Source organism: Massilia sp. CFBP9012, from assembly GCF_034045115.1.
Classification (GTDB): domain Bacteria; phylum Pseudomonadota; class Gammaproteobacteria; order Burkholderiales; family Burkholderiaceae_D; genus Telluria.
In genome coordinates this window covers 45,515-69,546 of the sequence record NZ_JAXCWM010000009.1, presented here as the reverse complement: position 1 = coordinate 69,546, position 24,032 = coordinate 45,515, and the positions used below count along the sequence as shown (strand labels likewise).

The 24,032-nt window shown below is 67.0% G+C and carries 12 protein-coding genes; 10 read left to right on the top strand and 2 right to left on the bottom strand.

Features of this window, described 5'->3' with window-relative positions:
• Nucleotides 1–2: 2 nt before the first annotated feature.
• A complete protein-coding gene (locus SOM61_RS16210) occupies nt 3–1,130 on the bottom strand; it encodes a metallophosphoesterase (protein WP_320475034.1) in 1,128 nt (375 codons plus the stop codon).
• 344 nt (nt 1,131–1,474) lie between these two features.
• Here SOM61_RS16210 and SOM61_RS16205 point away from each other — a divergent pair, with 344 nt between their 5' ends.
• From SOM61_RS16205 to SOM61_RS16165, 9 genes are all read left to right on the top strand, one after another.
• Nucleotides 1,475–4,669, top strand: a complete 3,195-nt coding sequence (locus SOM61_RS16205) for a TonB-dependent receptor (protein ID WP_320475033.1) — start codon at nt 1,475–1,477, stop codon at nt 4,667–4,669.
• Nucleotides 4,670–4,734: 65 nt separating this feature from the next.
• Nucleotides 4,735–7,422: a beta-mannosidase gene (locus SOM61_RS16200; RefSeq protein WP_320475032.1), complete on the top strand. Its 2,688-nt coding sequence runs from the start codon at nt 4,735–4,737 to the stop codon at nt 7,420–7,422.
• Nucleotides 7,419–10,901: a GH92 family glycosyl hydrolase gene (locus tag SOM61_RS16195; RefSeq protein ID WP_320475031.1), complete on the top strand. Its 3,483-nt coding sequence runs from the start codon at nt 7,419–7,421 to the stop codon at nt 10,899–10,901. The genes SOM61_RS16200 and SOM61_RS16195 overlap by 4 nt, the downstream gene beginning before the upstream one ends.
• A gap of 284 nt (nt 10,902–11,185) precedes the next feature.
• On the top strand, nt 11,186–12,172 hold the full coding sequence (locus SOM61_RS16190) for a LacI family DNA-binding transcriptional regulator (RefSeq protein WP_123069310.1): 987 nt from the start codon (nt 11,186–11,188) through the stop codon (nt 12,170–12,172).
• A gap of 22 nt (nt 12,173–12,194) precedes the next feature.
• Entirely contained in the window at nt 12,195–13,412 is a 1,218-nt protein-coding gene (locus tag SOM61_RS16185) for an AGE family epimerase/isomerase (protein ID WP_320475030.1), read from the top strand.
• Between the two features lie 10 nt (nt 13,413–13,422).
• A complete protein-coding gene (locus tag SOM61_RS16180; protein WP_414675017.1) occupies nt 13,423–14,328 on the top strand; it encodes a carbohydrate kinase family protein in 906 nt (301 codons plus the stop codon).
• Nucleotides 14,328–16,808 (top strand): GH92 family glycosyl hydrolase, encoded by a 2,481-nt coding sequence (locus SOM61_RS16175; RefSeq protein WP_320475028.1) that lies wholly within the window; start codon nt 14,328–14,330, stop codon nt 16,806–16,808. The genes SOM61_RS16180 and SOM61_RS16175 overlap by 1 nt, the downstream gene beginning before the upstream one ends.
• A 31-nt stretch (nt 16,809–16,839) precedes the next feature.
• Nucleotides 16,840–18,120 (top strand): sugar MFS transporter, encoded by a 1,281-nt coding sequence (locus SOM61_RS16170; protein WP_414675012.1) that lies wholly within the window; start codon nt 16,840–16,842, stop codon nt 18,118–18,120.
• 121 nt (nt 18,121–18,241) lie between these two features.
• On the top strand, nt 18,242–20,017 hold the full coding sequence (locus tag SOM61_RS16165) for a serine hydrolase domain-containing protein (RefSeq protein WP_320475027.1): 1,776 nt from the start codon (nt 18,242–18,244) through the stop codon (nt 20,015–20,017).
• A 74-nt stretch (nt 20,018–20,091) separates the two neighbouring features.
• On the opposite strand, the gene SOM61_RS16160 is transcribed toward SOM61_RS16165, so the two are convergent.
• Nucleotides 20,092–22,854 carry a TonB-dependent receptor gene (locus SOM61_RS16160; protein ID WP_320475026.1) on the bottom strand — a complete coding sequence of 921 codons (2,763 nt, stop codon included), beginning with the start codon at nt 22,852–22,854 and terminating at the stop codon, nt 20,092–20,094.
• A 250-nt stretch (nt 22,855–23,104) separates the two neighbouring features.
• Between SOM61_RS16160 and SOM61_RS16155 the strand changes: the two genes are divergently transcribed.
• Nucleotides 23,105–24,031: a pyridoxamine 5'-phosphate oxidase family protein gene (locus tag SOM61_RS16155; RefSeq protein WP_320475025.1), complete on the top strand. Its 927-nt coding sequence runs from the start codon at nt 23,105–23,107 to the stop codon at nt 24,029–24,031.
• Nucleotide 24,032: the final 1 nt, after the last annotated feature.

Genomic DNA, 24,032 nt, shown 5'->3' with positions numbered 1-24,032 from the left:
GCCTAGCGTGCCGGCCTGAGGACGAACTCCGTGATCTCGGCCGGTACCCCAAGCCGGATCGGGAACCCGTTCCACAGCCCGGTGCCGTTGCTGACATACAGCGCCATCCCTTTGACGCGGTAACTGCCCGAGACATAGCCGCCATTCGCGCGCTTGACCACCTGGTCGACACCCCGGATCATGCCGCCATGGGTATGGCCCGACAACTGCACGTCGATCCCGGCTTCGGCATTGGCGGCGACGCCGATCGGCTGGTGACTGAGCAGGACCACGGGAACGCCAGCCGGCGCATTGTCCAGGGCCCGGCGCGTATCCGGCCCTTCCATGCCGAAGCGCGGCGCCACCCGGTCGGTGACGCCGGCGATCGTCAGGCGGCCGCCATCGTGCTCGATCGTGGCGTGGCGGTTGACCAGCACCCGCATGCCAAGTCCTTCGAAGACACCCGTCCAGCGCTCGGCGCCGAAATAGTATTCGTGGTTGCCCAGGCTGGCGATGACGCCGTGGCGCGCCGCCAGGTCGGCCAGCGGCCGCACGTCGCCCGCGCGCGCCTGCGGCGAACCGTCGATCAGGTCGCCGGTGATGACGACCAGGTCGGGCCGCAGCGCATTGCTGCGCTCGACCACCTCGCGCACCCAGTCCCCGTGCATCAGGCGGCTGATGTGCAGGTCGGTCAGCTGCACCATCCGGAACCCGTCCAGGGCCGGGGGCAGGTCGCGGATCGCCAGCTCGACCCGGCGCACCTCGGGCACCCCGATCGCCTGGCCCACGCCGACCGCCGACAGCAGCGTGCCGGCAGCAAGGACGGCATACCGCAAACGGAGCGTCAGGCGCGCATCGATGGCGCGCCCGCGGCGCAGCGCCCAGGCGGCCAGCAGGGCCAGGTCGGCCAGCAGCTGCAGCAGGAGCGCCAGCAGGAAGCTGCAGTACAACCAGCCCAGCACGATGATGAAGATGCGCGGGATCTCGGGCGAGAACATCGTGCCGAACACCCAGCGCTGGATCATGTGGTGCTGGCAGACCAGCAGCAGGGCGAGCCCCAGGCCGATCCGGGTGGTGCGGTGCAGGGGGAGGGGAACGATCAGGCGCAGTACGAAGTACAGGTAGGCGAGATAAACATAGGGGAAAAACACAGCGGCAACACTCTTGTCTCTGGTTAAGTTGCCGCGATGATATCGCACTCTACCCAGGGAAGCAGGGCCGCACACGGTTTATCGCCGTTTACTAAACTCCGCTAAACTTCGCCCGTTCCGCGAAAGACTGTTGAGTGCAAGTTCTTTCCTTTGTATAAATTCGCTTGTTGTTACACGAAGACCCCTGCTATGCACGCGGCATCACTGTCGTTTAGTAAATCCCTGTGAACGCTATCATTCCAGCGTTCCGCTCATCCGGGGAAAGCACGGCATGCCGCTCCATGGAACCCGAAAGGTTCCGCCTAAAAGAAAGCCCGCCACAGGGCACGACAAGGAGACAAACGATGACTTCAAGAACCCAAGCCGCTTCCCGGCAGCTGACCTGCCGCATCACGCCTATCGCGATGGCGGTCGGCGCCGCACTGCTGACTCTTTCCAGCGCCCACGCGCAGACGGCCGCGACCGTCCCGGCGGAACCGGCGGCGCCGGTGGCCCAGCAGGGCGCATCGCAGATCGAGCCGGCGCAACCGGGCGCGCAGGCGCCGGCGCCGGCAAACACCACCGGACCGGTGACGGTCCACGTGACGGGCTTCCGCTACTCGATCGAGAAAAGCCTTGACCAGAAACGCGACGCCAACTCGATCGTCGAGGTGGTCACCGCCGAAGACGTCGGCAAGTTCCCTGACAAGAACGTGGCCGACGCCCTGCAGCGGGTGCCGGGCGTGGTCGTCACCCGCAGCGGCGGCGAGGGCAAGAACGTCTCGGTGCGCGGCCTGTCGTCGGAACTGACGCTGACCCAGTTGAACGGCAACTACGTCGCCACCGCCGAATCGAACGGCGATCCGTCCCGTTCGTTCAACTACACGCTGATGCCGTCGAATATGCTGGCCAGCGCCGAACTGTACAAGACGTCGGAAGCGCGCTTCGACGAAGGCGGCATCGGCGGCACCGTGATCCTGCGCACCCGCCGTCCGCTGGACGTGAAATCGGGTTCCGGCTTCCTGAACGCCGAAGGCACCTGGTCCGACACCACCAAGAAGACCGATCCGCAGATCTCGGGCCAGTACGCCTGGCATGACGAAAGCAACCGTATCGGCTTCCTGATCGGCTACACCCAGCAGAAACGCACCATTCGCACCATGGGCGGCAGCACCTCCAACTGGCAGTGGTACAGCGACAGCCGCGCCACCAATCCGTCGGTCGACGTCAACGGCCAGCCGAACGGCCTGAACTCGTACTGGTGGGGCGAATCGGGCTTCTACAACCAGGATGGCGATTACTACACCAACTTCGCGCTGCCGACCTCGGTCAACCTGGACGTGGTGACCAATGAACGCGAGCGCAAGGGCGGCCAGCTGACGCTGCAATTCAAGCCCCTGCGCAACCTGAACATGACGGCCAACTATTTCCGCTTCGACTTGAAGCAGAATACGCAGACCAATTCCCTGAAGATCCCGGAATGGAGCATCGCGCGCTTCAACGGCGACGGCAACTATCCGGGCGGCCGCATGCTCGACCACCTGACCTTCGACCCGAGCGGCAGCATCGTCACCGGCGCCCAGTACAGCGCGCGTCCGGGCAAGAACTATTACTGCAGCTCGGCGCAGGCCGGGGCGGCCGGGTTCGCCAATACCGGCGGCTTCGGTCCTGACGACTGCACCATTCCGACCCCGCAGATCGCCGGCAACATCAGCCGCGAAAAAGCATTGTCGCAGACCGCCGACTTCGAACTCGAATGGAAGGGCGATTCGCTCGACGCCAACATCAAGCTCGGCCGCACCTGGGCCGAAGGCGGTCCGGAAATGACGCTCGGCATGCCGATCAAGCCGCGCCGCCAGAACGCCGACGGCAGCTGGAGCCTGGGCAACCAGTACTCGTCGTGGGACCTCTCCGGCACCCCGACCATGAACTTCTCGCCAGAGCTGATGGCCAACCTGCGCAACGGCATCGGCGAGATCGACCTTGGCTCGACCAGCTCGTCGTGGACCCGCAACAAGACCGACCAGAACTACGCCCAGGCCGACCTGACCTGGCACATCGACAAGAGCAACTGGCTCGACTCGATCCAGTTCGGCGCCAAGTATCGCGACGGCGGCACCAACCGCCGTACCGGCAACAACTACTGGGTCTGCCAGGGCGCCGACCCGGGCGACTACGACAGCCGCTTCCAGAACGGTTGCGACGTCAATGCCAACAAGTTCCGTCCCGACTTCCTTTACAGCGAAGAGCTGGGCAACCTGACCAACGGTCTGAAAGCGAGCGCCTTCCCGGCGATTAACTACCCGGCCTATATCGCGCACCTGAACAACACCTACGGCCCGATGCAGACCCGTAACGAGGATAACTTCGTCTACAACGTCGACGAGAAAATCACGTCGATGTACGTCCAGGCCAACATCAAGACCGACCGCCTGCGCGGCAACCTCGGCATGCGCGTGGTGCGCACCCGCCAGCATGCCGATTCGACGGACCAGGTCGATTTCTACAACGATTACTTCTTCGACGGCCCCGACGGCAATCCGGCGCCATGCCTGCCGGGCGGCGCGCCTGCCGCCGGCGCGCCGGCCGGCTCGGGCTGCACCAGCGGCTTCACCGTGCTGCCGGACAGCCAGACCAATCCGGCCAGCGGCCACATCTCGACCTTCGTGGTGAGCGCGCTCGACCGTACCTACACCGACTACCTGCCGAGCCTGAACCTGGCCTTCGACCTCACCGACACCCTGCTGCTGCGCGGCGCGGCGTCGAAGGTGGTGGCGCGTCCGAGCTATAACTCGATCGCTGCGCCGGGCAGCCTGCGCAACTTCGGCCAGGAATACGTCGACGACCGCCGCCTGATCGGCGGCGGCGACCAGGTCGGCTGGTTCGGTACCGGCAGCAACAAGGAACTGGACGCCTTCAAGGCTGTCCAGTACGACCTGGGCCTCGAATGGTACTTCACGCGCGGTTCGGTGCTGGGCGCGGCCGTGTTCCGCAAGAACGTGAGCAACTTCGCGGTGCCGGTGGTGCGTGACGTGACCCTGGATATCGGCGGCGAGTCGGTGGCGGTGCAGAACTACAGCACCAGCGCCGGTGGCCGCGATGCGGTCTCCAAGGGCATCGAAGTGTATGCGCAGCACACCTTCGACTCGGGTTTCGGCGTCCAGGCAAACTACACCTACAACAAGACCAACCAGGCGGCGATCACCCTGGCGGACGGCACCAACATCGGCACCTCGCCGCTGGTGGGCAGCGCCAAGAACCAGGCCAACCTGACCGTGTTCTACTCGGACGACAAGATGATGCTGCGCGCCTCGTACAACCGCCGCGGAGAAGTCGTCAACGGCCTGGTCAACGGTTTGAACGTGTATGACGAGCCTTACAGCCAGGTCGACCTGAACGCCGCCTACAACTTCACCAAGGAACTCAGCCTGACCGCGTCGGTGCTGAACCTGACCGAGGAAGAGTCGCGTTCCCGCCTGGGCAACGACACCAAGGCGCGTTACTACTCGAGTGGCTACTCCGGCCGCGTGGCATACGTGGGCCTGAACTACAAGTTCTGAGTCCCGCCGTCGCACCTCCCCGCACCTCGACCAGGAGGCGGGGAGGCCCACATCCCATGATTGCCATGTCTACACTGATGTCCTCCACGCGCCTGTTGCTCGGACTGGTCATGGCGCTGTTCGCCGGCGCCGCCCAGGCCGAAGTGCCGCTGCAGTTCACCATCGACCAGGGCTGGACCTTCCGCATGGTGCCAGGCGGCGCCCAGGCCGGCGCCTATCCGGAAGCGGCGCCGTCGCGCGCGGCCACGGTGCCGGGCACGGTGCACACCGACCTGATGGCGCACGGCTTGATACCCGACCCTTATGTCGGCGCGCCCGAGGCCGGCTTGCAGTGGATCGGCCTGGCGGACTGGGAATACCGCGTCGAATTCGATGCCCCGCGCGCGGCCTTGCGCAATGCGCGCAGCGACCTGGTGTTCGAAGGGCTGGACACCTTCGCCGAAGTCTGGCTCAACGGCCACAAGGTGCTCGATGCCGACAACGCCCACCGTACCTGGCGCGTGCCGGTCGAGGGCCGGCTGCGCCCGAGCGGCAACATCCTGCGCATCGTGCTGCGCTCGCCGATCGCGCGGATGCTGCCGCAGGTCGCGGCAATGCCGCACAAAATAGCCGGCAACTATCCTTCTCCCTACGGCGACGAGCCGCAGGACGCCATGACCGGCAACTTCGTGCGCAAGCCCGGCTATCACTACGGCTGGGACTGGGGGCCGCGCTACGTCGGCGCCGGCATCACGAAGCCGGTGGTGCTGCAAAGCTGGGATACGCTGCGCATCGACGACCTGCAACTGCGCCAGGACCGCGTCGATGCCACGCGCGCCGAGCTGACCGCGATTGCCTCGCTCGACGCGGTGCGCGCTGCGGCGGTCGAGCTGCGCCTGTGGCAGACGGCGCCCGATGGCGCGCGCACGCTGGCCGCCCGCCAGCGCGTTCAACTACGCGCCGGCGCCAATCGCATCGCGCTCCCGGTGGCGGTCGACGCGCCGCAGCGCTGGTTCCCGAACGGCTATGGCAAGCAGCCGCTGTACCGCTACGAGCTCGAGGTGGCCGATGGCAAGACCCGGTTGGCGAGCATTCCCGCCCGCACCGGGCTGCGCAGCGTCGAACTGCGCCGCGACCGTGACCCGCGCGGCACCGCCTTCTACTTCGTCGTCAACGGCGTCCCGGTGTTCGCCAAGGGCGCCAACACGATCCCGTTCGACATGTTCCAACCGCGCGTCAAGAAGGCGCAGCTGCGCCGCGCGCTGGAACTGGCGCGCGACGCCAATATGAATATGTTGCGCAGCTGGGGCGGCGGCTACTACGAAGGGCGCGACTTCTATGATCTTGCCGACGAGCTGGGCCTGCTGGTATGGCAGGACTTCATGTTCGGCGGCGGCATGCAGCCAGCCTACGACCCGGCCTTCCGCGCGAACGTCGTTCACGAAGCGCGCGACCAGGTCAGGCGCTTGCGCAACCATCCGAGCGTGGTGCTGTGGTGCGGCAATAACGAGCAAGAGATCGCCTGGAAATACTGGGGTCACGGCAAGACGCTGAAGGCGGCCGACGCAGCCTTCGCCGACAAGGTGTGGAAGGGCTATGTGCAGCTGTTTGGAACCGACCTGCGCCAGGTGGTGCGGGAAGAGGGCGGCGGTATCGGCTATTGGTCCAGCTCGCCGAGCGAAGACCTGCAGGAAGTCGCCAACACCGAGGCCAGCGGCGACATGCATTACTGGGAAGTGTGGGGCAATCCGGCCCATCCAGTGACGAAATACCTGGAGATCACGCCGCGTTTCATGTCCGAATACGGCCTGCAGGCGTGGCCGGTCCAGCGCACCATCGATGCCTTCGCCCGGCGCGACCAGCAGCAGCTCGGCGCCCCCGTGATCGACGCCCATCAGAAGTTCATGGCCGGCAAGGGTAACGAACGCCTGATGAAATACATCGACGACGAGTTCGGCCAGCCGCGCGACTTCGCCAGTTTTGTCTACCTGAGCCAGGCAATGCAGGCCGAAGGCATCGAACTGGCGGCGCTGCATCACCGCCGCAGTCGTCCGACCACCATGGGCTCGCTGTACTGGCAGCTCAACGACGTCTGGCCGGGCGCTTCCTGGTCCGGCATCGACTGGTATGGCCGCCCGAAAGCGCTGCACTTCCACGCGCGCCGCTTCTTTGCGCCGGTGGCGCTGGCCGCGCTGCGCGACGCCAGTGGCCAGACAGGGGTCAGCCTGCTCAATGACCGCACCCGCCGCGTGCATGGCGAGCTGCGCACCCGCGTGATGACGCTGGACGGCAGGGTGCTGCGCGACGAACGCAACACGGTCGAGATGGCCCCGCTGTCGGCGACCACAGTAGCCGCCTACCGCGATGCCGATCTGCTCGGCACGGCCCATCCCGCCTCCACCATCGCCGTGTTCGAGCTGCAAGCGGAGGGCGAACCGGCGGCGCGCGCGGTGGTGTACTTCGCGCCGGCCAAGCGGATCGCCTGGAAGGATGCGGGCCTTCACGCCACACTGCGCCGCGATCCGGAGCACGCCGGCGCCTACCTGCTCGACATCTCCGCTTCCAGCCTCGCGCGCGCGGTCTGGATCGATTTCGGCGACCTCGATGCCGACCTGTCCGACAACGCCTTGACCCTGCTGCCCGGCGAGCGCATCACGCTGGAGGTGACGTCCGACGCCGCCGAAGACGCCTTGCGCGCCGCCCTGCAACTTCGCGCGCTGGCCGATGCCGTGCCAGCCACCCTTCCACAGACCAGGAGCCCTTCCGCACCATGACGCAGAAAGCAACCGCTCACGATTCCCGCAGCGCCGCCTTATTGTCCGACCAATCACGCACCGCAGGCGCAAGCCGCGGCGCTGCACCGCGGCGGCGCGCCATCGCGGCCCAGGTCGCCGCCGCCGCGCTGCTGCTCGGCTGCGCCAGCACCACGCCCGACAGCCTGGCGCCTGCCAGCGACGTGGTCCGGTTCTCGAGCTCGTTCGAGGCCAACGATCCCTTGCCCGCGACCCTGGCCGGCGGCGGTGTACGCGTCGAAGCCGGCGCGGGCCCCGAGCGCCCCTATACCGCCAAGCCGAAGGCCGGCTACAGCGGCCTGCGTGCGCTGCGCTACCAGGCCGAAGGCAGCGGCGGCCGCATGCAGCTGTTCCCGGTCGATATCGCCATCGATGCCGACACCACGCTGTCGTGGAAAGTGCTGCCCGAGATCGTCGACGACGACACGGTCGCCTCGACCGGCGTCTCGCTCGACCTGGTGCTGGACGACGGCAGCCGCGTCTCAAGCCTGGGCATCGCCGACCACCACGGCGTACGCGTCGGCGCCGCCTCCCAGGCCGAATCGAAGACGCTGTTCCCGCAGCAGTGGGCGAACAAATCGGTGCGCCTGGGCCAGTTGAAGGGCCGCCGCATCAAGTCGATCGAGCTCGAAGTGCTGCCCGCCGGCGGCAAGGTGGGCAAGGCCAGCGGCTGGCTGGACGATATCCTGATCGCCGACCAGGCCCCGCTGGCGGTCACGCGCGTGTCGGACTACGTGTTGGCGACGCGCGGTACCCAGGCCAACGGCACCTTCTCGCGTGGCAACAACATCCCGGCGACGGCGATGCCGCATGGCTTCAACTTCTGGACCCCGGTCACCGACGCCGGCACGCTCAGCTTCATGTACAGCTGGAACGAGAAGAACGGCCCCGACAACCGGCCACGCCTGCAGGCGCTGTCGCTCAGCCACCAGCCGAGCCCGTGGATGGGGGACCGCCAGACCTTCCAGGTGATGCCGTCGGCCGCCAGCGGCCAGCCCGACCCCGATCGCCAGCGCCGCGCGCTGTCGTTCTCGCACGAGCAGGAACAGGCGCGCGCGCATGGCTACCGGGTCGACTTCGACAACGGCATCCGCGCCGAAATCGCGCCGACCGAGCGCGCCGCCGTGTTCCGTTTCCGTTTCCCTCTTGACGCCGACGCCAATCTGCTGTTCGACAATGTCGATGCGCGCGGCGGCCTGACGCTCGACGCCGCGACCCAGACCCTGCGCGGCTACACCGACACGCGCAGCGGCCTGTCGAACGGCGCCTCGCGCATGTTCGTGTTCGCGCGCTTCGACCAGCCATGGACCGCCAGCGGCGCGCTCGAGACCGGGCGCCCGACCGGCTACGTCAAGTTCAAGCCCGATGCCCGGGGCGAGGTGCGCATGCGCATCGCCACCTCGCTGATCTCGCTCGAGCAGGCGCGCCGCAACCTGGACATGGAGGTCGGTGGCGCCGGCTTCGAGGCTGTGCGCGAGCGCGCCCAGGCCGCCTGGGACGCGGAACTGGGCCGGGTGAACGTGCAGGGCGCCAGCGAAGACCAGCTCGTCACCGTCTACTCGAACCTGTACCGCCTGTTCCTGTATCCGAACATGGCCCACGAAAACGTCGGCACGGTCGAGCGGCCGGACTGGCGCCATGCCGACCAGAGCGGCTGGTCCAAGGACAATGCCGGTGGCGATGCGTCCAGCACCTCGGTCAGGATTATCCCCGGCAAGAACTACGTCAATAACGGCTTCTGGGACACCTTCCGCACCACCTGGCCGGCCTATGCCCTGTTCACGCCGACCCGGGCCGGCGAACTGGTCGACGGCTTCCTGCAGCAGTACCGCGACGGCGGCTGGATGGCGCGCTGGTCGTCGCCGGGCTACGCCGACCTGATGGTCGGCACCAGCTCCGACGTCGCCTTCGCCGACGCCTGGCTCAAGGGAGTGCGCGGTTTCGACGTGCACCAGGTCTACGAGGCGGGGCTGAAGAACGCGACGGTGGCGCCGCCGGTCTCGAACGTGGGCCGCAAGGGCCTGGGCAAGTCGATGTACCGCGGCTACGCCGACACCACGGTGCACGAGGGCATGTCGTGGACGCTGGAAGGGGCGCTGAACGACTTCGGCCTGGCCAAGATGGGGCAGGCGCTGGCGATTGAAGAGGCCGGCAAGGGCAATACGGCGCGCGCGCGCCGCTACCGCGAGGAGAGCGAATACTTCGCCTCGCGCGCCACCGACTATGTGCACCTGTTCGACCCGGCGACGGGCTTCTTCCGCGGCCGTGACGCCAAGGGCCAGTGGCGCCAGCCGGCGGCCAGCTTCGAGCCGCGCCTGTGGGGCGCGGACTATACCGAAGCCAACGCATGGACCTTCGCCTTCACCACGCCGCACGATGCCGAGGGCCTGGCCAGCCTGATGGGCGGCCGCGACAAGCTGGCAGCGCGTCTGGACCAGTTCTTCGCCACCCCGGAAACGGGCGAGCAGAAGTTCTCCGGCCGTTACAACCGGGTGATCCATGAAATGACCGAGGCGCGTGACGTGCGCATGGGCATGTATGCGCACAGCAACCAGCCTTCGCATCACATCCCATGGTTGTATGCCTCGGTCGGCCAGCCCTGGAAGACCCAGGCGCTGACCCGCGAAGCGCTGCGCCGCCTGTACCTGGGCAGCGAGATCGGCCAGGGCTATGCCGGCGACGAGGACAACGGCGAGATGTCGGCCTGGTACACCTTCGCCATGATGGGCCTGTATCCGCTGCGCATGGGGTCTCCCGAGTATGTGATCGGCTCGCCGGCCTTCGCGCGCACCGACGTGCGGCTGGAAAACGGGCGCATGCTGAGCGTGATCGCGAACAACAACAGCCCGCAAAACGTGTATGTGCAGTCGCTCAAGGTCAACGGCAAGCCGTGGAACCAGGCCTGGATCAAGCACGCCGACATCGCCAATGGCGCCACCCTGGAATTCACGATGGGCAGTGCGCCGTCGACCTGGGGCAGCGACGCGCCCAGCCTGCCGGCCTCGCTCACGGCCCCCGGCAAGCAGCCGGAGGGCCTGGCCGACCGCAGCGGCGGCGCGCGCAGCGTGACCCTGGGCGGCAAGCGCATCGCCGGCGCGCTGGTGGACGACGACGCGGCAACCGTGCTGTCCCTGCCGCCGCGCGCCAGCGTGGCGTTCGCATTCGCGGCGCCAACCCGGATCAGCCACTACACCATCACCGCGGGCGCGTCCGCGCCCCAAGGCCTGGGCTGGACGCTGGAAGGCCGCAGCGGCAAGGGTGGCTGGACCGCGCTCGACGAGCGCAGCGGCGAGCGCTTCGACTGGGGCAACCAATTGCGGCCGTTCGGTATCGCCAAGCCCGGTGCCTACCGCGAATACCGCCTGCGCTTCGACAACGGCAGCACGGTCGAACTGGCCGAGCTCGAACTGCTGCAGCCGGGCGTGCGCAAGCCTTCGACCGGCGGTTTGAGCGCCAGGTAAACACGAAACAGGCATGCAGTAAGTACGTTCTGCCGAGGTAAGACATGCCTCGGCAGAACCCGGCGACAGGCGGCGTTTGGCCTGTTTACTAAAAATCGCTAAAAAGAACCTGGGCAGCTCCTCTTCGATTGACGCGTCGAAAGTGCGACTGTTATAAAACCTGCTGGATGCAAGCGATTTTTCCTGGCCGGTATGAGGCCAGAAAACGCGGCATCGGGCGTTTAATAAAACAGTTTTAAATAATAAATACGGAGACACAGCATGTTTTGGATTTTGGTGCTGCCATGAGCCAGGTGACCCTGCGCGACATCGCTGGCGAGACCGGGCTGTCGATCGGCACCGTCTCGCGTGCGCTGAAAAACCAGGGCGGCATGACCGAGGCGACCCGGTCGGTCGTGCGCGAGGCCGCCATCCGGCTGGGCTACGATTTCTCCCTGCTCAAGAAGGGCCGCATCCGACGCATCGCCTTCCTGCTGCACAGCCAGCACAACACGCTTACTTCGAGCCCCTTCTTCACGCCGGTGCTGCACGGCGCCGAAGAAGCCTGCCGGCGCGAGGGCATCGCGCTGTCGCTGATCGTGGTCGGCCCGGCCGAGCCGGTGCTGGAACAGATCCGCCTGCACCAGCCCGACGCGATCCTGTGCGCCGGCTTCTTCGAACCCGAGGTTCTGAGCGCGCTGCAGCAGACCGGCAAGCCGATGGTGCTGGTGGACATGCACCGGCGCGGCTTCACGTCGATCAATCCGGACAATATGGGTGGCGGCTACCTCGCCACCCAGCACCTGCTGCGCTGCGGCAAGAAGCGCATCGCCATGCTGTCCGGCTCACTGGCCCACTACAGCATCCAGCAGCGTAACCGGGGCTTTCGCCAGGCGCTGTTCGACGCCAAGGTGCATGCCGACCCGAGCCTCGAAGTCATCGTGCCCACCATGGGCGAGGGCGAGGACGGCGTGATCGAGGCCATGCGCAGCCTGCTGGAGCTGCCGAAGCGGCCGGATGCGCTGTTCTGCTACAACGACAGCACCGCCCTGGTCGCCATGAAGTACTGCCTGGCCGAGGGGCTCAAGATCCCCTACGACCTCGCGATCGTCGGCTTCGACGATATCGCCGCCTCCGCCGCCGCCATCCCGCCGCTGTCCACCGTCCACGTGGACAAGGAAGCGCTGGGGCGGGCCGGGGTCGACTCCCTGCTGCACAAACCCGACGAAACCCCATCCCAGATAACCCTGCCAGTCGAGATGATCGTGCGCGAGAGCAGCTACGACGACTAGCGCACACCCACCCCAAGCCACCATGACCACTTTCCCGAACTTTCGCAGCCCGGACGTGCTGCTAGACCACGCGCGCCACACGATGCGCTTCTACCATCCGCGCGCGATCGATCCCGCCGGGGGCATGTACCACTACTTCAAGGACGACGGCGAGGTCTACGACGCGCATCACCGCCACCTGGTCAGCAGCACGCGCTTCGTGTTCACCTATGCCATGGCTTACCGCCACTTCGGGGACACGGCCTATCGCGAAGGACTGGAGCATGCGGTGCGCTTCCTTCGCGAGGCGCACCGGGCACCGGATGGCGACGGTTATGCCTGGATGCTGGACGGTCGCACCATCGAGGACGGCACCCAGCATGCGTATGGCGAGGCCTTCGTGCTGCTGGCCTATGCGCACGCCACGATGGGCGGCCTGGAAGAGGCGCGTCCCTGGATCGCCGAAGCCTTCGAGCTGATGGAAAAACGCTTCTGGAACGCGGCCGACGGCCTGTATGCCGACGAGGCGAGCCGGGACTGGCGCGAGCTGTCGACCTACCGCGGCCAGAACGCCAATATGCACGCCTGCGAGGCGCTGCTGGCGGCCCATGCCGCGACCGGCGAACGGCGCTACATCGAACGCGCCTACACGGTGGCCTACAACATCACCCAGCGCCAGGCCGAGCGTTGCGGTGGCCTGGTCTGGGAACACTACGACACCAATTGGCAGCCCGACTGGACGTTCAATATCGACGACCCGGAAAACCTGTTCCGTCCCTGGGGCTACCAGCCGGGCCACTTCACCGAATGGGCCAAGCTGCTGCTGCAGCTGGAAGCGCGCGGCAAGGACGTGCTGGAGCACGATCTGGGCTGGCTGATGCCGACCGCGGAAAAGCTGTTCAAGGTGGCGGTGGAGAAGGGCTGGGACCCGGAACACGGTGGCCTGTGCTACTCGCTGGCGCCGGACCTGACCGTGTGCGACTTCCACAAATACTTCTGGGTGCAGGCCGAAAGCGCCGCGGCGGCGGCGATGCTGGCCGCGCGCACCGGCAACGCCGAGTACTGGACCTGGTACGACCGCCTGTGGGAATACAGCTGGACCTATTTCGTCGACCACCAGCACGGCGCCTGGTACCGCATCCTCGACCGCGAGAACCGCAAGCTCAGCGACGAGAAGAGCCCTGCCGGCAAGGTCGACTATCACACCATGGGCGCCGCCTACGACATCGTGGCGGTGCTGAAGGGGGGCGCGCGTGCTTAATCCTCCGCTCATGCTGTGCGCCGGCGAGGCGCTGACCGACATGATCCACCAGGGCGACGAACAATGGGTGAGCCGCGTGGGCGGATCGACCTGGAACGTGGCGCGCGCGCTGGCGGCGCTGGGCGAGGCGACCGCCTTCGCCGGCGCCATCAGCCTGGACCGCTTCGGCGACGCGCTGTACAGCGCCAGCGAGGCCGTCGGCCTGGACACGCGGCTGCTGCAGCGGGTCGACCGTTCGCCGCTGCTGGCCGTGGTCGAGCAGGGCGAGCCGCCGCGCTACTTCTTCATCGGTGACGATTCCGCCGACCTGCACTTCGAGCCGGCATTGTTCCCGGCCGGCTGGGCCGACGGCCTGCGCTGGGCCCACTTCGGCGGCATCAGCCTGGCACGCGAGCCGCTGGCCTCGAAGCTGGTGGAACTGGCGCGCCAGCTCAAGGCGCAGGGTGTCGCGATCAGCTTTGACCCCAACTACCGCAACGTGATGGACGAGCGCTATGCGCCGACGCTCGACGCCATGGCCTCGATCGCCGACCTGGTGAAGGTATCGGACGACGACTTGCGCGGCCTGTTCCCCGGCCTTGAACTGGACGAAGCGCTGGCGCGCCTGCGCGCCTTCAATCCGGCGGCGTATTGCCTGCTGACGCGCGGGGGCCAGGGCGCGAGCCTGTTCCACGGCGCCGAGCGCTGCGACGCGCAGGCCCCGAAAGTGGCGGTGGTGGACACCGTCGGCGCCGGCGACGCCAGCGCAGCCGGCCTGTTGACCAGCCTGACGCGCCATCCGGAACGCCGCCTGCAAGCGCATCTGCACGCGGCGCTGGCCGCCGGTTCCGCCGCCTGCCTGCAAGCCGGCGCCACGCCGCCGCCACCCGCGGCCATGCACCAACTGTTCGAACAGCTCGAAGGAGACGCAGCGTGATGAGTCAACACCGAACCACCCCATTCCAGCCTGCGATTCGAGGCATCTGCTTCGCCCTGGCCGCCTGCCTGCTGCCGCTGTCCGCGGTTGATGCAACGGCGGCTGGCGGGTCGGCCAATGCGGCCAAAGCCGCCGTCGCCGTTGGCACGATGCCAGTCAACACCTTCATCGGCACGCAGGACGAAGGCAACACCTTCCCCGGCGCCTCGGCCCCGTTCGGCATGATCCAGGTCAGCCCGATCGCCGACCACTACGCCGGCTACCGCTACACCGACAAGAAGATCCGCGGCTTCGGCCACTCCTTCCTGTCCGGCGCCGGCTGCTGGGAGCAGGGCGGCCAGCTGTCGGTGCTGCCGGTCACCGGCACCATCGGCCCCGGCGGCGACTTCGACACCGCCAAGAAGGGCGCGTTCGACCACAAGCAGTACGCCGCCGACTACACGCATGATGGCGAAGTCGGCCAGGCTGGCTACTACAAGGTCAAGCTGACCAGCTATGGCGGCATCACCGCCGAGGCGACCGCGCTGACCCGCGCCGCCGCCGAGCGCTATACCTATGCGCCGGGAACGAAGACTGGCCACGTGCTGCTCAACCTGGGCCAGGCCAACGAGCGCCATTCCGTGATCGGCAGCGAAGTCAGGATTGTGGGCGACCGCAGCGTCGAGGGCCAGATCGTCACCAAGAGCTTCTGTGGCGGCGCCAAGTACACGACCTGGTTCCGCATGGAGTTCGACCAGCCTTTCGCCAAGCGCGGAATCTGGGACGACCGCGCCGGCTGGCCGGACGTCGACGGCCCGAGCCAGCAGGGCGAGGCCAAGCCGCACGGCGTGTGGCTGAGCTTCGACCTGAAGGATGGCCAGGCGGTGACCGCCGTCAGCGCGATCTCGCACGTCGATGCCGAAGGCGCGCGTATCAACCTGAAGGCCGAGGGCATGGAGGCTGGTCGCCCGATGCGCTTCGACGCCATGAAGGCCAAGGCCCAGGCCAACTGGCAGCGCGAGCTGGCCAGTGTGCGCATCGAGGGCGGCAGCAAGGATGACCGCACCGTGTTCTACACCGCGCTCTATCACACCCTGCTGCAGCCGCTGACCGGCAACGACGCCGACGGCCGCTACCGCGGCTACGACGACGCCATCCATACAGCCAAGGACTGGACCTATTACGAGTTCTTCTCGCTGTGGGACACCTACCGCGCCCAGAACCAGATGCTGGCGCTGCTGCGTCCTGAGCGCGCGAGCGATATCGCGACCTCGGTGCTCAAGATCCGCGAGCAGGGCGGCTGGCTGCCGCGCTGGGGCTATGCCAACTTCGAGACCAATATCATGACCGGCGATCCGGTGACGCCGTTCCTGGTCGACCTGTGGCGCTTCGGCGCCCTGAAGGGCCGCGAGGCCGAGGCCTATGCGGCGCTGCGCGAAAACGCGTTCGGCGTGCCGGCCCACGGCATCCGTCCGCAAGGCCGTTCGGGCAACCCGAGCTACATCAAGCAGGGCTTCGTGCAGTACGACCGCAGCTTCATTTCGAAGGGCATGGACACCGACCCGCACCACGGCGCCTCGGCGACGCTCGAATACGCGGCTGCCGACGGCGCGCTGGCCGGCATGGCCCAGGCGCTCGGCCACGCCGACGATGCGAAGGCGCTGGCGCAGCGCGCCCTCAACTGGAAGGCAGTCTGGGATCCGAGCGTGGTCGACGCCGAGACCGGCCAGAAAGGCTTCCCGCGTCCGCGCCTGCTGGACGGCAGCTGGTTCGGCGACGTCGGCAGCGGCTACGATCCGCGCGGCGACCACGGTTTCCATGAAGGCACGGCCTGGCAATACCAGTGGCTGGTGCCGCAGGACGTGCCGGGCCTGGCCGCGGCGATGGGCGGCGTGACGCCGGCCCTGGGCCGCCTGGACCAGTTCTTTGACTACCCGGCGGTGCTGGCCGACCCGAACGCGGTGCGCAAGTCGTGGGTGGTGGGACCGTACAGCTACTACGCCCAGTTCCGCTACAACCCGAACAACGAACCCGACCTGCACGCGCCATGGATGTACACGCTGATGGGCCAGCCGTGGAAGACCACCACCGTGGTGCGCGCGGCCGAGACGCTGTTCACCAACGGTCCCGGCGGCGTGACCGGCAACGACGACCTGGGCACCATGTCGTCCTGGTACCTGTTCAGCGCGCTGGGCATCTACCCGGACATGCCGGGCAGCGGCCGCTTCCTGCTGCATGCGCCACGCTTCGCCAAGGCCGAGATCGACCTGCCGCAAGGCCGCATCCTGCGCATCGAGGCGCCGGGCGCCAAACCGGGCGAGCGCCGTTTCGTCAAGTCGGTGAACTACGGCGGGCGTGCGGTGGAGCGCGTGTGGCTGGACTGGGAGCAGCTGCAGTCGGCGGGCACGCTGAAATACCAGCTGACGACGCAGCCGGACACCAAGGGCTGGGGCACGCGCGGGCGTGACCTGCCGCGGGCGCCGGCCGGCGTAGCCAACTAAGCGCGCATCCAAAAAATAATCAGGAGACAGCATGGCCAATATGCCATACAAGGCGGCGCCTGCCGCCCCCAACCAGGGCGCGGCGACGCAGCTCGACAACAACACGAGCGCGCTCGTCATCGTGACGATCCTGTTCTTCATGTGGGGCCTCATCACGTCGCTCAACGACGTCCTGATCCCGCACCTGAAGGCGGTCTACACCCTGACCTATGTGCAGGCCATGCTGGTGCAGTTCTGCTTCTTCGGGGCCTACGCCATCGTGTCACTGCCGGCCGGCGCGCTGATCCGCCGCATCGGCTACCAGAAGGGGGCGGTGGCCGGCCTGCTGGTGGCCGCCGTCGGCTGCACGCTGTTCTATCCGGCCTCGTTCGGCGGCTACGGCCTGTTCCTGCTGGCGCTGTTCGTGCTGGCCTCGGGCATCACGGTGCTGCAGGTGGCGGCCAATCCCTACGTGGCGGTGCTCGGCCCGGCGCGCACGGCCTCGAGCCGCCTGACCCTGACCCAGGCCTTCAATTCGCTGGGCACGACGATCGGGCCGGCCGTCGGCGGCCTGTTGATCCTGTCGGCGGCGGGGGCGGTAGCGGGCAGCGATACGGTCGCCGAGGCGGCGGCCGAAGCGGCGTCGGTGCGCGGTCCCTACCTGGTGCTGGCCGGTGTGCTGGTGCTCCTGGCCGTGCTGTTCTGGCTGGCCCGCCTGCCGGCGATCGCCGACACCGATGACGTGCCGCTGGCAGGCGAGGCCCAGGGCTCGGCGCTGTCGCACCGCCATCTGGTGCAGGGCGCTATCGGCATCTTCCTGTACGTGGGCGCTGAGGTGAGCATCGGCAGCTTCCTGATCAACTTCATCGGCGAGCCGCACATCGCCGGCCTGTCGCATGCCGACGCCGCCCACTATGTCAGCATCTACTGGGGCGGGGCGATGATCGGGCGCTTCATCGGCTTCGCCGTGATGCGCGTGGTCAGCCCGGGCAAGACGCTGGCCTTCAACTCGCTGGCGGCGATCGTGCTGGTGCTGGTGGCGACCTTCACCCAGGGCGACCTGGCGATGTGGGCGATCCTGGCCGTCGGCCTGTGCAACTCCATCATGTTCCCGACCATCTTCAGCATGGCGTTGCACGGCTTGGGCAAACATACGGGCCAGGCCTCGGGCATCCTGTGCATGGCGATCGTGGGTGGGGCGCTGGTGCCGTTCGCGCAGGGGGCGCTGGCCGATTCGTTCAATGTGCAGGTGTCGTTCCTGCTGCCGGCGGCCTGCTACGCCTTCGTCCTGTTCTTCGGCATCAAGTACGCGTCGATGTACACGACGAAGTGACGGTCGCAGCGTCGCGGGCGGAGCCCGTGGCGCATCCTGGTGAAACCGGCTTCCGGATTTCACCAGGATTTCACCGCCAGCCTCGTATCTTCACGGTTCCTCTACTTTCTTGATCCGGAAATTGAAGAACCTGATGAAGTTACTGGGCCTGCTGCTGATTGCGGCGCCGCTACAGGCCGCACCAAATATTGAATCGCAGATCGGCCACCTGCTGCACGCGCAGGGCTTGCAAGGGGCGGTCTGGACCACGCTCGACAGCCAGGGCGCCGCCGGCGCAAGCAATGCCCGTACCGGCGCTGCGATGCGCGTGGACCACCGCGTGCACGTCGGCTCCATCGCCAAGACCCTGCTCGCCGTCGGCGTGCTGCGCATGGTCAGCGAAGGGCGCCTGTCCCTGGACACGCCGGTCGCGACGCTGCTGCCGCATGTGGCGATCGACAATCCCTGGGAGCCGGGCGACCCGGTGCGTATCCGGCACCTGCTGGACCATACGGCAGGGCTGGATGACGCGCATCTATGGCATGTCTTCAGCATGCGGGCTGGCGCGCGCGCGCCCCTCGCCGCAGCCGTTCCCGCGGGAAGCCCGGTGCTGCGCGTGCGCCAGCGTCCAGGCAGCCGCACCTCATACTCGAACATCGGCTACACCTTGCTCGGGATGGTGATCGAAACCATCACCGGGCAAGCTTATGAAACTTACCTCGACACCGCCTTGCTCGCGCCACTTGGCATGCGTGACAGCAGCTTTGCGTTCGTCACGCAGGAACGCGAGCCACGCCTGGCGATGGGACACCTCGAAGATGGGGTGACCCAGCCTGCTTCGCCTACGTATGTGCGGCCCGGTGGCCAGTTCACGACGACTGCTGCCGACATGGCCCGGCTTGCACGGTTCGTGATGAGCGATGGCCGGCTTGGCGGGAAGACGTTCATCGATATGGACTTGCTGCGAGAGATGGGGGAATCGGCCGGTACCGAAGCCGCCATTGCCGGACTCACCGTGGGCTATGGCCTGGGCCTGCGCACGATCGACCGGCATGGCGTCGTCGCCAAATGCCACGGCGGGAGCACGGTCGGTTTCCGGGCGATGCTCTGCCTTCTTCCCGAGACGCGGCAGGCATTTTTCATCGCAATCAATGCTGACAGCGAAACCGCCGACTATTCACGCTTCGACGAGGTGTTGTTCCGATCGCTCCAGCCGGCGCAGTCTCCCCCGGCGCCCGTCCTTTCCCCATATCCTGCCGCCGAGGCCTGGGAAGGGTGGTACGTCCTGGCGCCAAGCCGGTTCGAAAGTTTTCGATTCCTTGATATCGTGTTCAACGCGCTCCACGTCAGAAAGGACGGGGAGTCGCTCGCGCTCGCATCGCTTCAGTCCGCGCCCGTGACGCTGCACCATGCGGGAGGAGGGCTGTTCAGGGCTGAGGGCAAGCGACGCGCGTCGCACGCCCTCGTCGTGTCGGCAGAAGGAGTTCGGGTCATCAGTACCGGCACCCAGAGCTACGAGCAGGTGTCACTCGCCTACCTGCTGGCGGTATGGCTGAGTGTCGCCGCCGGCCTGCTGGGGCTTTCCTGTATCGTGGTCAAATCGCTGCTGAAGGTGGCCACGGGGCGCCTGTCGCGTCGCGATCCCCTGTGGGCGCCATGTGCCGGCGTCCTGGCGCTGCTGCTGCCGATCCCCTTGTTCTACCAGCAGTCTTTCCTTGAGCTGGGTGACCTCACCCTGGCCAGCGGCCTGCTGGCGGCCGTGACGGCCGCGCTGCCGGCCGCGATGCTGATCGGGCTGTGGCAGTCACTGCGCCAGCCGTCCATCCACCGCATGGAGACCGCCGCGACGCTGGCGGTATTGCAGTTCTGCCTGGTGCTTGCCTGGTGGGGTCTGCTGCCGCTGCGTTTATGGGGTTGAGAAGCACGACTGTGTGAAAACTGCCCTTGTAAATGACCAATGCCGACTTGCGTCGGCATTGGTCAGTTCAAGCTTTAATCGAACGCGTAGTTCACGCTGGCATAGAAACGCCGCCCGCGCGGATCGGTATAGCTCGGATCGTACCCGGACAGGAAGAAGTAGGCCTGGTTCGAGTACGGTGGGCTTTCGTCGAACAGGTTCTGCACGCCGGCGCGCAGCTTCAGGCGCGTCGTTGCCTGATACGCCGCCGACAGATCCCACAGCGAGTACGACTTGACCTTGTTCTGCGCCACCACCGAGCCGTCGTCGATATTGATCGCCGTGTTCTGGTCGTCGTAGCCGCTCGACCAGGTGTTCTGCAGGCTGGCCGAGAGGGGGCCGCGATCCCAGTCGAAGCTCACCGTATGGCGCCAGCGCTGCACCACGCCGTCGGTGACGAATTTGTTCAGGTTGCTCACGAAGGCGTCGCCCGGCGCGTTCTGGATTCTTGAGGCCAGCACATAGGTGCCGTTCAGGCGTCCGCCGAAGCGGCCGATGGCGGTGTCGACGCCGCGCACCGTGACCGCCAGGTCCAGGCCCTTGGCCACCTGGGCGCCGCGGTTTTCCTTGCGCAGTTCGATGTAGTCGATCACGTCGTCTTCATCGCGGTACACCAGGCTCCCGTACTTGGCCAGGTTGCCCAGGATGATGTCGTCGCCGATCTCGCTGATCAAGTCGGTGCGCTTGATATTCCAGTAGTCGAGCGAGGCGCTCACGTTGCGGCCGGCCGCGAACACGGCGCCGAAGGAAAACTGGCGGCTGCGCTCGGGCTTGAGGTCGGCATTGCTGTAGCGGCGCGTATCCCAGTTGTCGGCGCAGTCGGCGTAGTTGTTCTCGACCGTGGCGCAATAGACCGGATCGGGCAGGGTGGCGGTGCTGCTGTAGACGGTGGGGCGGAACAGCTCCGTCATCGTTGGCGCACGGAAGCCGCGGCCGGCCGAGGCCCGCACCAGCAGGGCATCCGTCGGGCGGTAGGAGAGGCCGATCTTGGGGCTGGCCGCGCCGCCGACCTTCTCGTAATGGTCGTAGCGCGCCGACAGCTGCGCTTCCCACTGCTTGGCGAACGGCACCAGCAGTTCGCCGTACAGGCCGGCGACGTCGCGCTTGTCGCTGGTGGCGCGGCCGCCTTCCGGCGCGGCGTCGTTGTTGATGTTGTCGGAGAGGAGCAGGGCGGATGGCGTGAAGTTGTTCTTCTCGCGCCGCACCTCGCCGCCGATGGCGACCGCCAGCTCGCCGCCTGCCAGCGGCATGAGCGCGCGCGAGAATTTGAAGTCGACTGCGTCGAGGGTGCCGCGTGCACGGCGCACGACGTCGTCGACCTGGATGCTGTCGATCAGGGCGCGGCCCTCGGCGCTGGACGGGCCGAAGGGGTTGATGCGGCCGTCCAGGATCCCTTCCATCAGCTCGTTGTACAGCACATAGCCATTGGTATCGCGGTCCTTGACCGTGTTGACGCTGTGGTTGTACGCGGTGTCGTAGTCCCAGCCGCCCACGGTGCCGCTCACGCCCACCACGAAGCGCATGCCTTCGCTGGTCAGCTCGCTGGTGCGCTGGCCGGCTTCGGACAGGCGCATGCGCAGTTCCAGCTCGCCCGGATAGTCGTCGTCCAGCTCTTCGAGGCCGGTGCCCACCAGCTGCGGCACCAGGCGATAGTCGATATAGCCCGTCACGCGCGCCGACGAACCGGTGTAGTAGGACTTGGAGCGGCTGAGCGCGACCTCGGCATAGGCCTGGTGGCCGCCACCCAGCTTGAGCACACCGCGGCTGAGCAGGCTCGCCTTTTCCGTCTTCGGATACAGCTCGGTGTCGCCCATATAGTTATAGGTGCAGGCATCGACGCCGCCGGTGCCGTCGGGCAGGTAGACGTTGGCCGGCGGCGCGCAATCGGGCGCCGACAGGTTGATCAGGCGGTTGGTGATCGGGCGGCCGTTGATGGTGAAGCCCCGTTCCTGCAGGTGGTCGCGCTGGTTCGAGGTCAGGCGGATGTTCGCCGGGCCGGTATAGCCCGACAGCAGGTGGCCCAGGCGTTCCTCGACCTTGAGGCCTGGGATGAAGCTGCGCTGCGAGGTATTGAGCGCGTTGGTGCGCTGGAAGTCGGCTACCGCGAACACATTGTAGCCGTCGCGTTCGAGGTCGCCCGTGCCGGCGCTGATACTGGCGGTGCGCTTGCCGGCGCCGCCTTCGTCGGTGGTGCTGCCGTAGGCGTTCAGTTCCAGGCCCTGGAAGTCCTTGCGGGTGATGAAGTTGATGACGCCGCCGATCGCATCGGTGCCATACAGCGCGGAGGCGCCGTCCAGCAGCACCTCGACCCGCTCCAGCGCGGCGGCCGGGATGTTGTTCAGGTCGACGCCGCTGTCGTCGCCGGGCGAGGCGAAGTTGGCCATGCGCCGGCCATTGAGCAGCACCAGGGTCGACGAGGTGCCGATGCCGCGCAGGTTGGCGCTGTTGAAGCCGCGCTGGTCGCCGCCGACATTGATGCTGGCGCCGTCGGTCAGGCCGCCGACGTTGCTCGATACCCGGGCCAGCAGTTCGGAGGCGGTGGTCACGCCGGCCTTCTCGATCTCGGCGCGCGAGACGATCTGAACCGGCAGCGCGGTCTCGGACAGCACCCGGCGGATGGCGGAACCGGTGACTTCGACCTTCGGCATGGCGGCCGGCGTCGGCACCGCTGCCGGGGCGACCTCAGTCGCAGGCGCTTCCTGCGCCAGCGTGCCCGTCGATACCCCTGCCGCCATCCAGGCGCCCGCCAGCAGCGCACCGCGCACGGCGCGTGCCGCCGCCTTCAACTTCATATTCATCAATTGTCCTTGTGAAACTACGCAATAATCGACGAGTGTAAACGCGCGGCGAGCCGTAAAGACAACAATCGATGCCGGAAACGAGGGATGTTGCGAATCCGATACGCGGGAGCTGAAGATTCGGCCCGGTATTCCCTTTGGAGAAATAATGTATTGCGGGTTGCACCGATTCCCTGCGTTCGCATAATTCATGAAAATACTGCCATGACGAACGCGGCCACACCGGGCCGCCAGCCTTGGAGAACGCAGCATGACGACCTCTGTTTACCATGACGGCGAACGCGCCGTGCAGCGCAGCGCCGGGGAGGTCGGCATCGCCGACCGCAACGGCGTGGTCATCGCCGACACCATCCTCGGCGGCGCCCGGCCCTTCATCGGCAAGCAGTCGATGGTGGTGCTGGCCAGCGTGGACGCTGACGGTGCTCCCTGGTCCACCATCCTGTTCGGGCAGCCCGGCTTCGCCCATACCGCCAGCGCGGCCCAGGTGACGGTCGACCTGCCGGTGGCGCTGCGCGACCCAGAGGAGCCGTTCTGGCGCAACGTCGCCGCCAATCCGGCGGTCGGCAGCCTGTTCATCGAGCTCGGCTCGCGCCGCCGCTACCGCATCAATGGGGCCCTGGAGCGCCTCGACGACGGCGGCTTCGACCTGGCCGTGCGCGAGGCCTATCCGAACTGCCCCAAATACATCCAGCGCCGGCAGCTGCGCCGCATCGAAGGCGACGCGGCGCCGGCCCTGCTGGGCGAGGGCCGCGCGCTCGACGAAGATGCCCGCGCCATCGTGCGCCGCGCCGACACCGTCTTTGTGGCCAGTCATCACCAGGAGCGCGGCGCCGACGCCTCGCATCGTGGCGGAAGCCCCGGCTTCGTCCAGGTGGTGGACGACACGCTGCTGCGCATTCCCGACTACAGCGGCAACAGCCTGTTCAACACCTTCGGCAACCTGACGCTCGATCCGCGCGTGGGCCTGTGCATTCCTGACTTCGACGGCCAGCGCCTGCTGCAGCTGAGCGGCCGCGCGCGCATCCTGCATGGCCAGGACGATCCGCACGGCCTGACCGGCGGCACCGGGCGCTTCTGGGAAGTCGCGATCGACCGCTGGCTGCTGCGTCGCGCGCCGCAGCGCCTGGACTGGGAATACCTGGACGCTTCGCCCTTCAATCCGGCGGTGGAGGCCTGAT

Coding starts and splice junctions, on each gene's coding strand:
- SOM61_RS16170 (WP_414675012.1), top strand. CDS start 16,840: ATGGCCAATATGCCATACAAGGCGGCGCCTGCCGCCCCCAACCAGGGC.
- SOM61_RS16190 (WP_123069310.1), top strand. CDS start 11,186: ATGAGCCAGGTGACCCTGCGCGACATCGCTGGCGAGACCGGGCTGTCG.
- SOM61_RS16180 (WP_414675017.1), top strand. CDS start 13,423: ATGCTGTGCGCCGGCGAGGCGCTGACCGACATGATCCACCAGGGCGAC.
- SOM61_RS16205 (WP_320475033.1), top strand. CDS start 1,475: ATGACTTCAAGAACCCAAGCCGCTTCCCGGCAGCTGACCTGCCGCATC.
- SOM61_RS16195 (WP_320475031.1), top strand. CDS start 7,419: ATGACGCAGAAAGCAACCGCTCACGATTCCCGCAGCGCCGCCTTATTG.
- SOM61_RS16185 (WP_320475030.1), top strand. CDS start 12,195: ATGACCACTTTCCCGAACTTTCGCAGCCCGGACGTGCTGCTAGACCAC.
- SOM61_RS16200 (WP_320475032.1), top strand. CDS start 4,735: ATGTCTACACTGATGTCCTCCACGCGCCTGTTGCTCGGACTGGTCATG.
- SOM61_RS16160 (WP_320475026.1), bottom strand. CDS start 22,854: ATGAATATGAAGTTGAAGGCGGCGGCACGCGCCGTGCGCGGTGCGCTG.
- SOM61_RS16155 (WP_320475025.1), top strand. CDS start 23,105: ATGACGACCTCTGTTTACCATGACGGCGAACGCGCCGTGCAGCGCAGC.
- SOM61_RS16175 (WP_320475028.1), top strand. CDS start 14,328: ATGAGTCAACACCGAACCACCCCATTCCAGCCTGCGATTCGAGGCATC.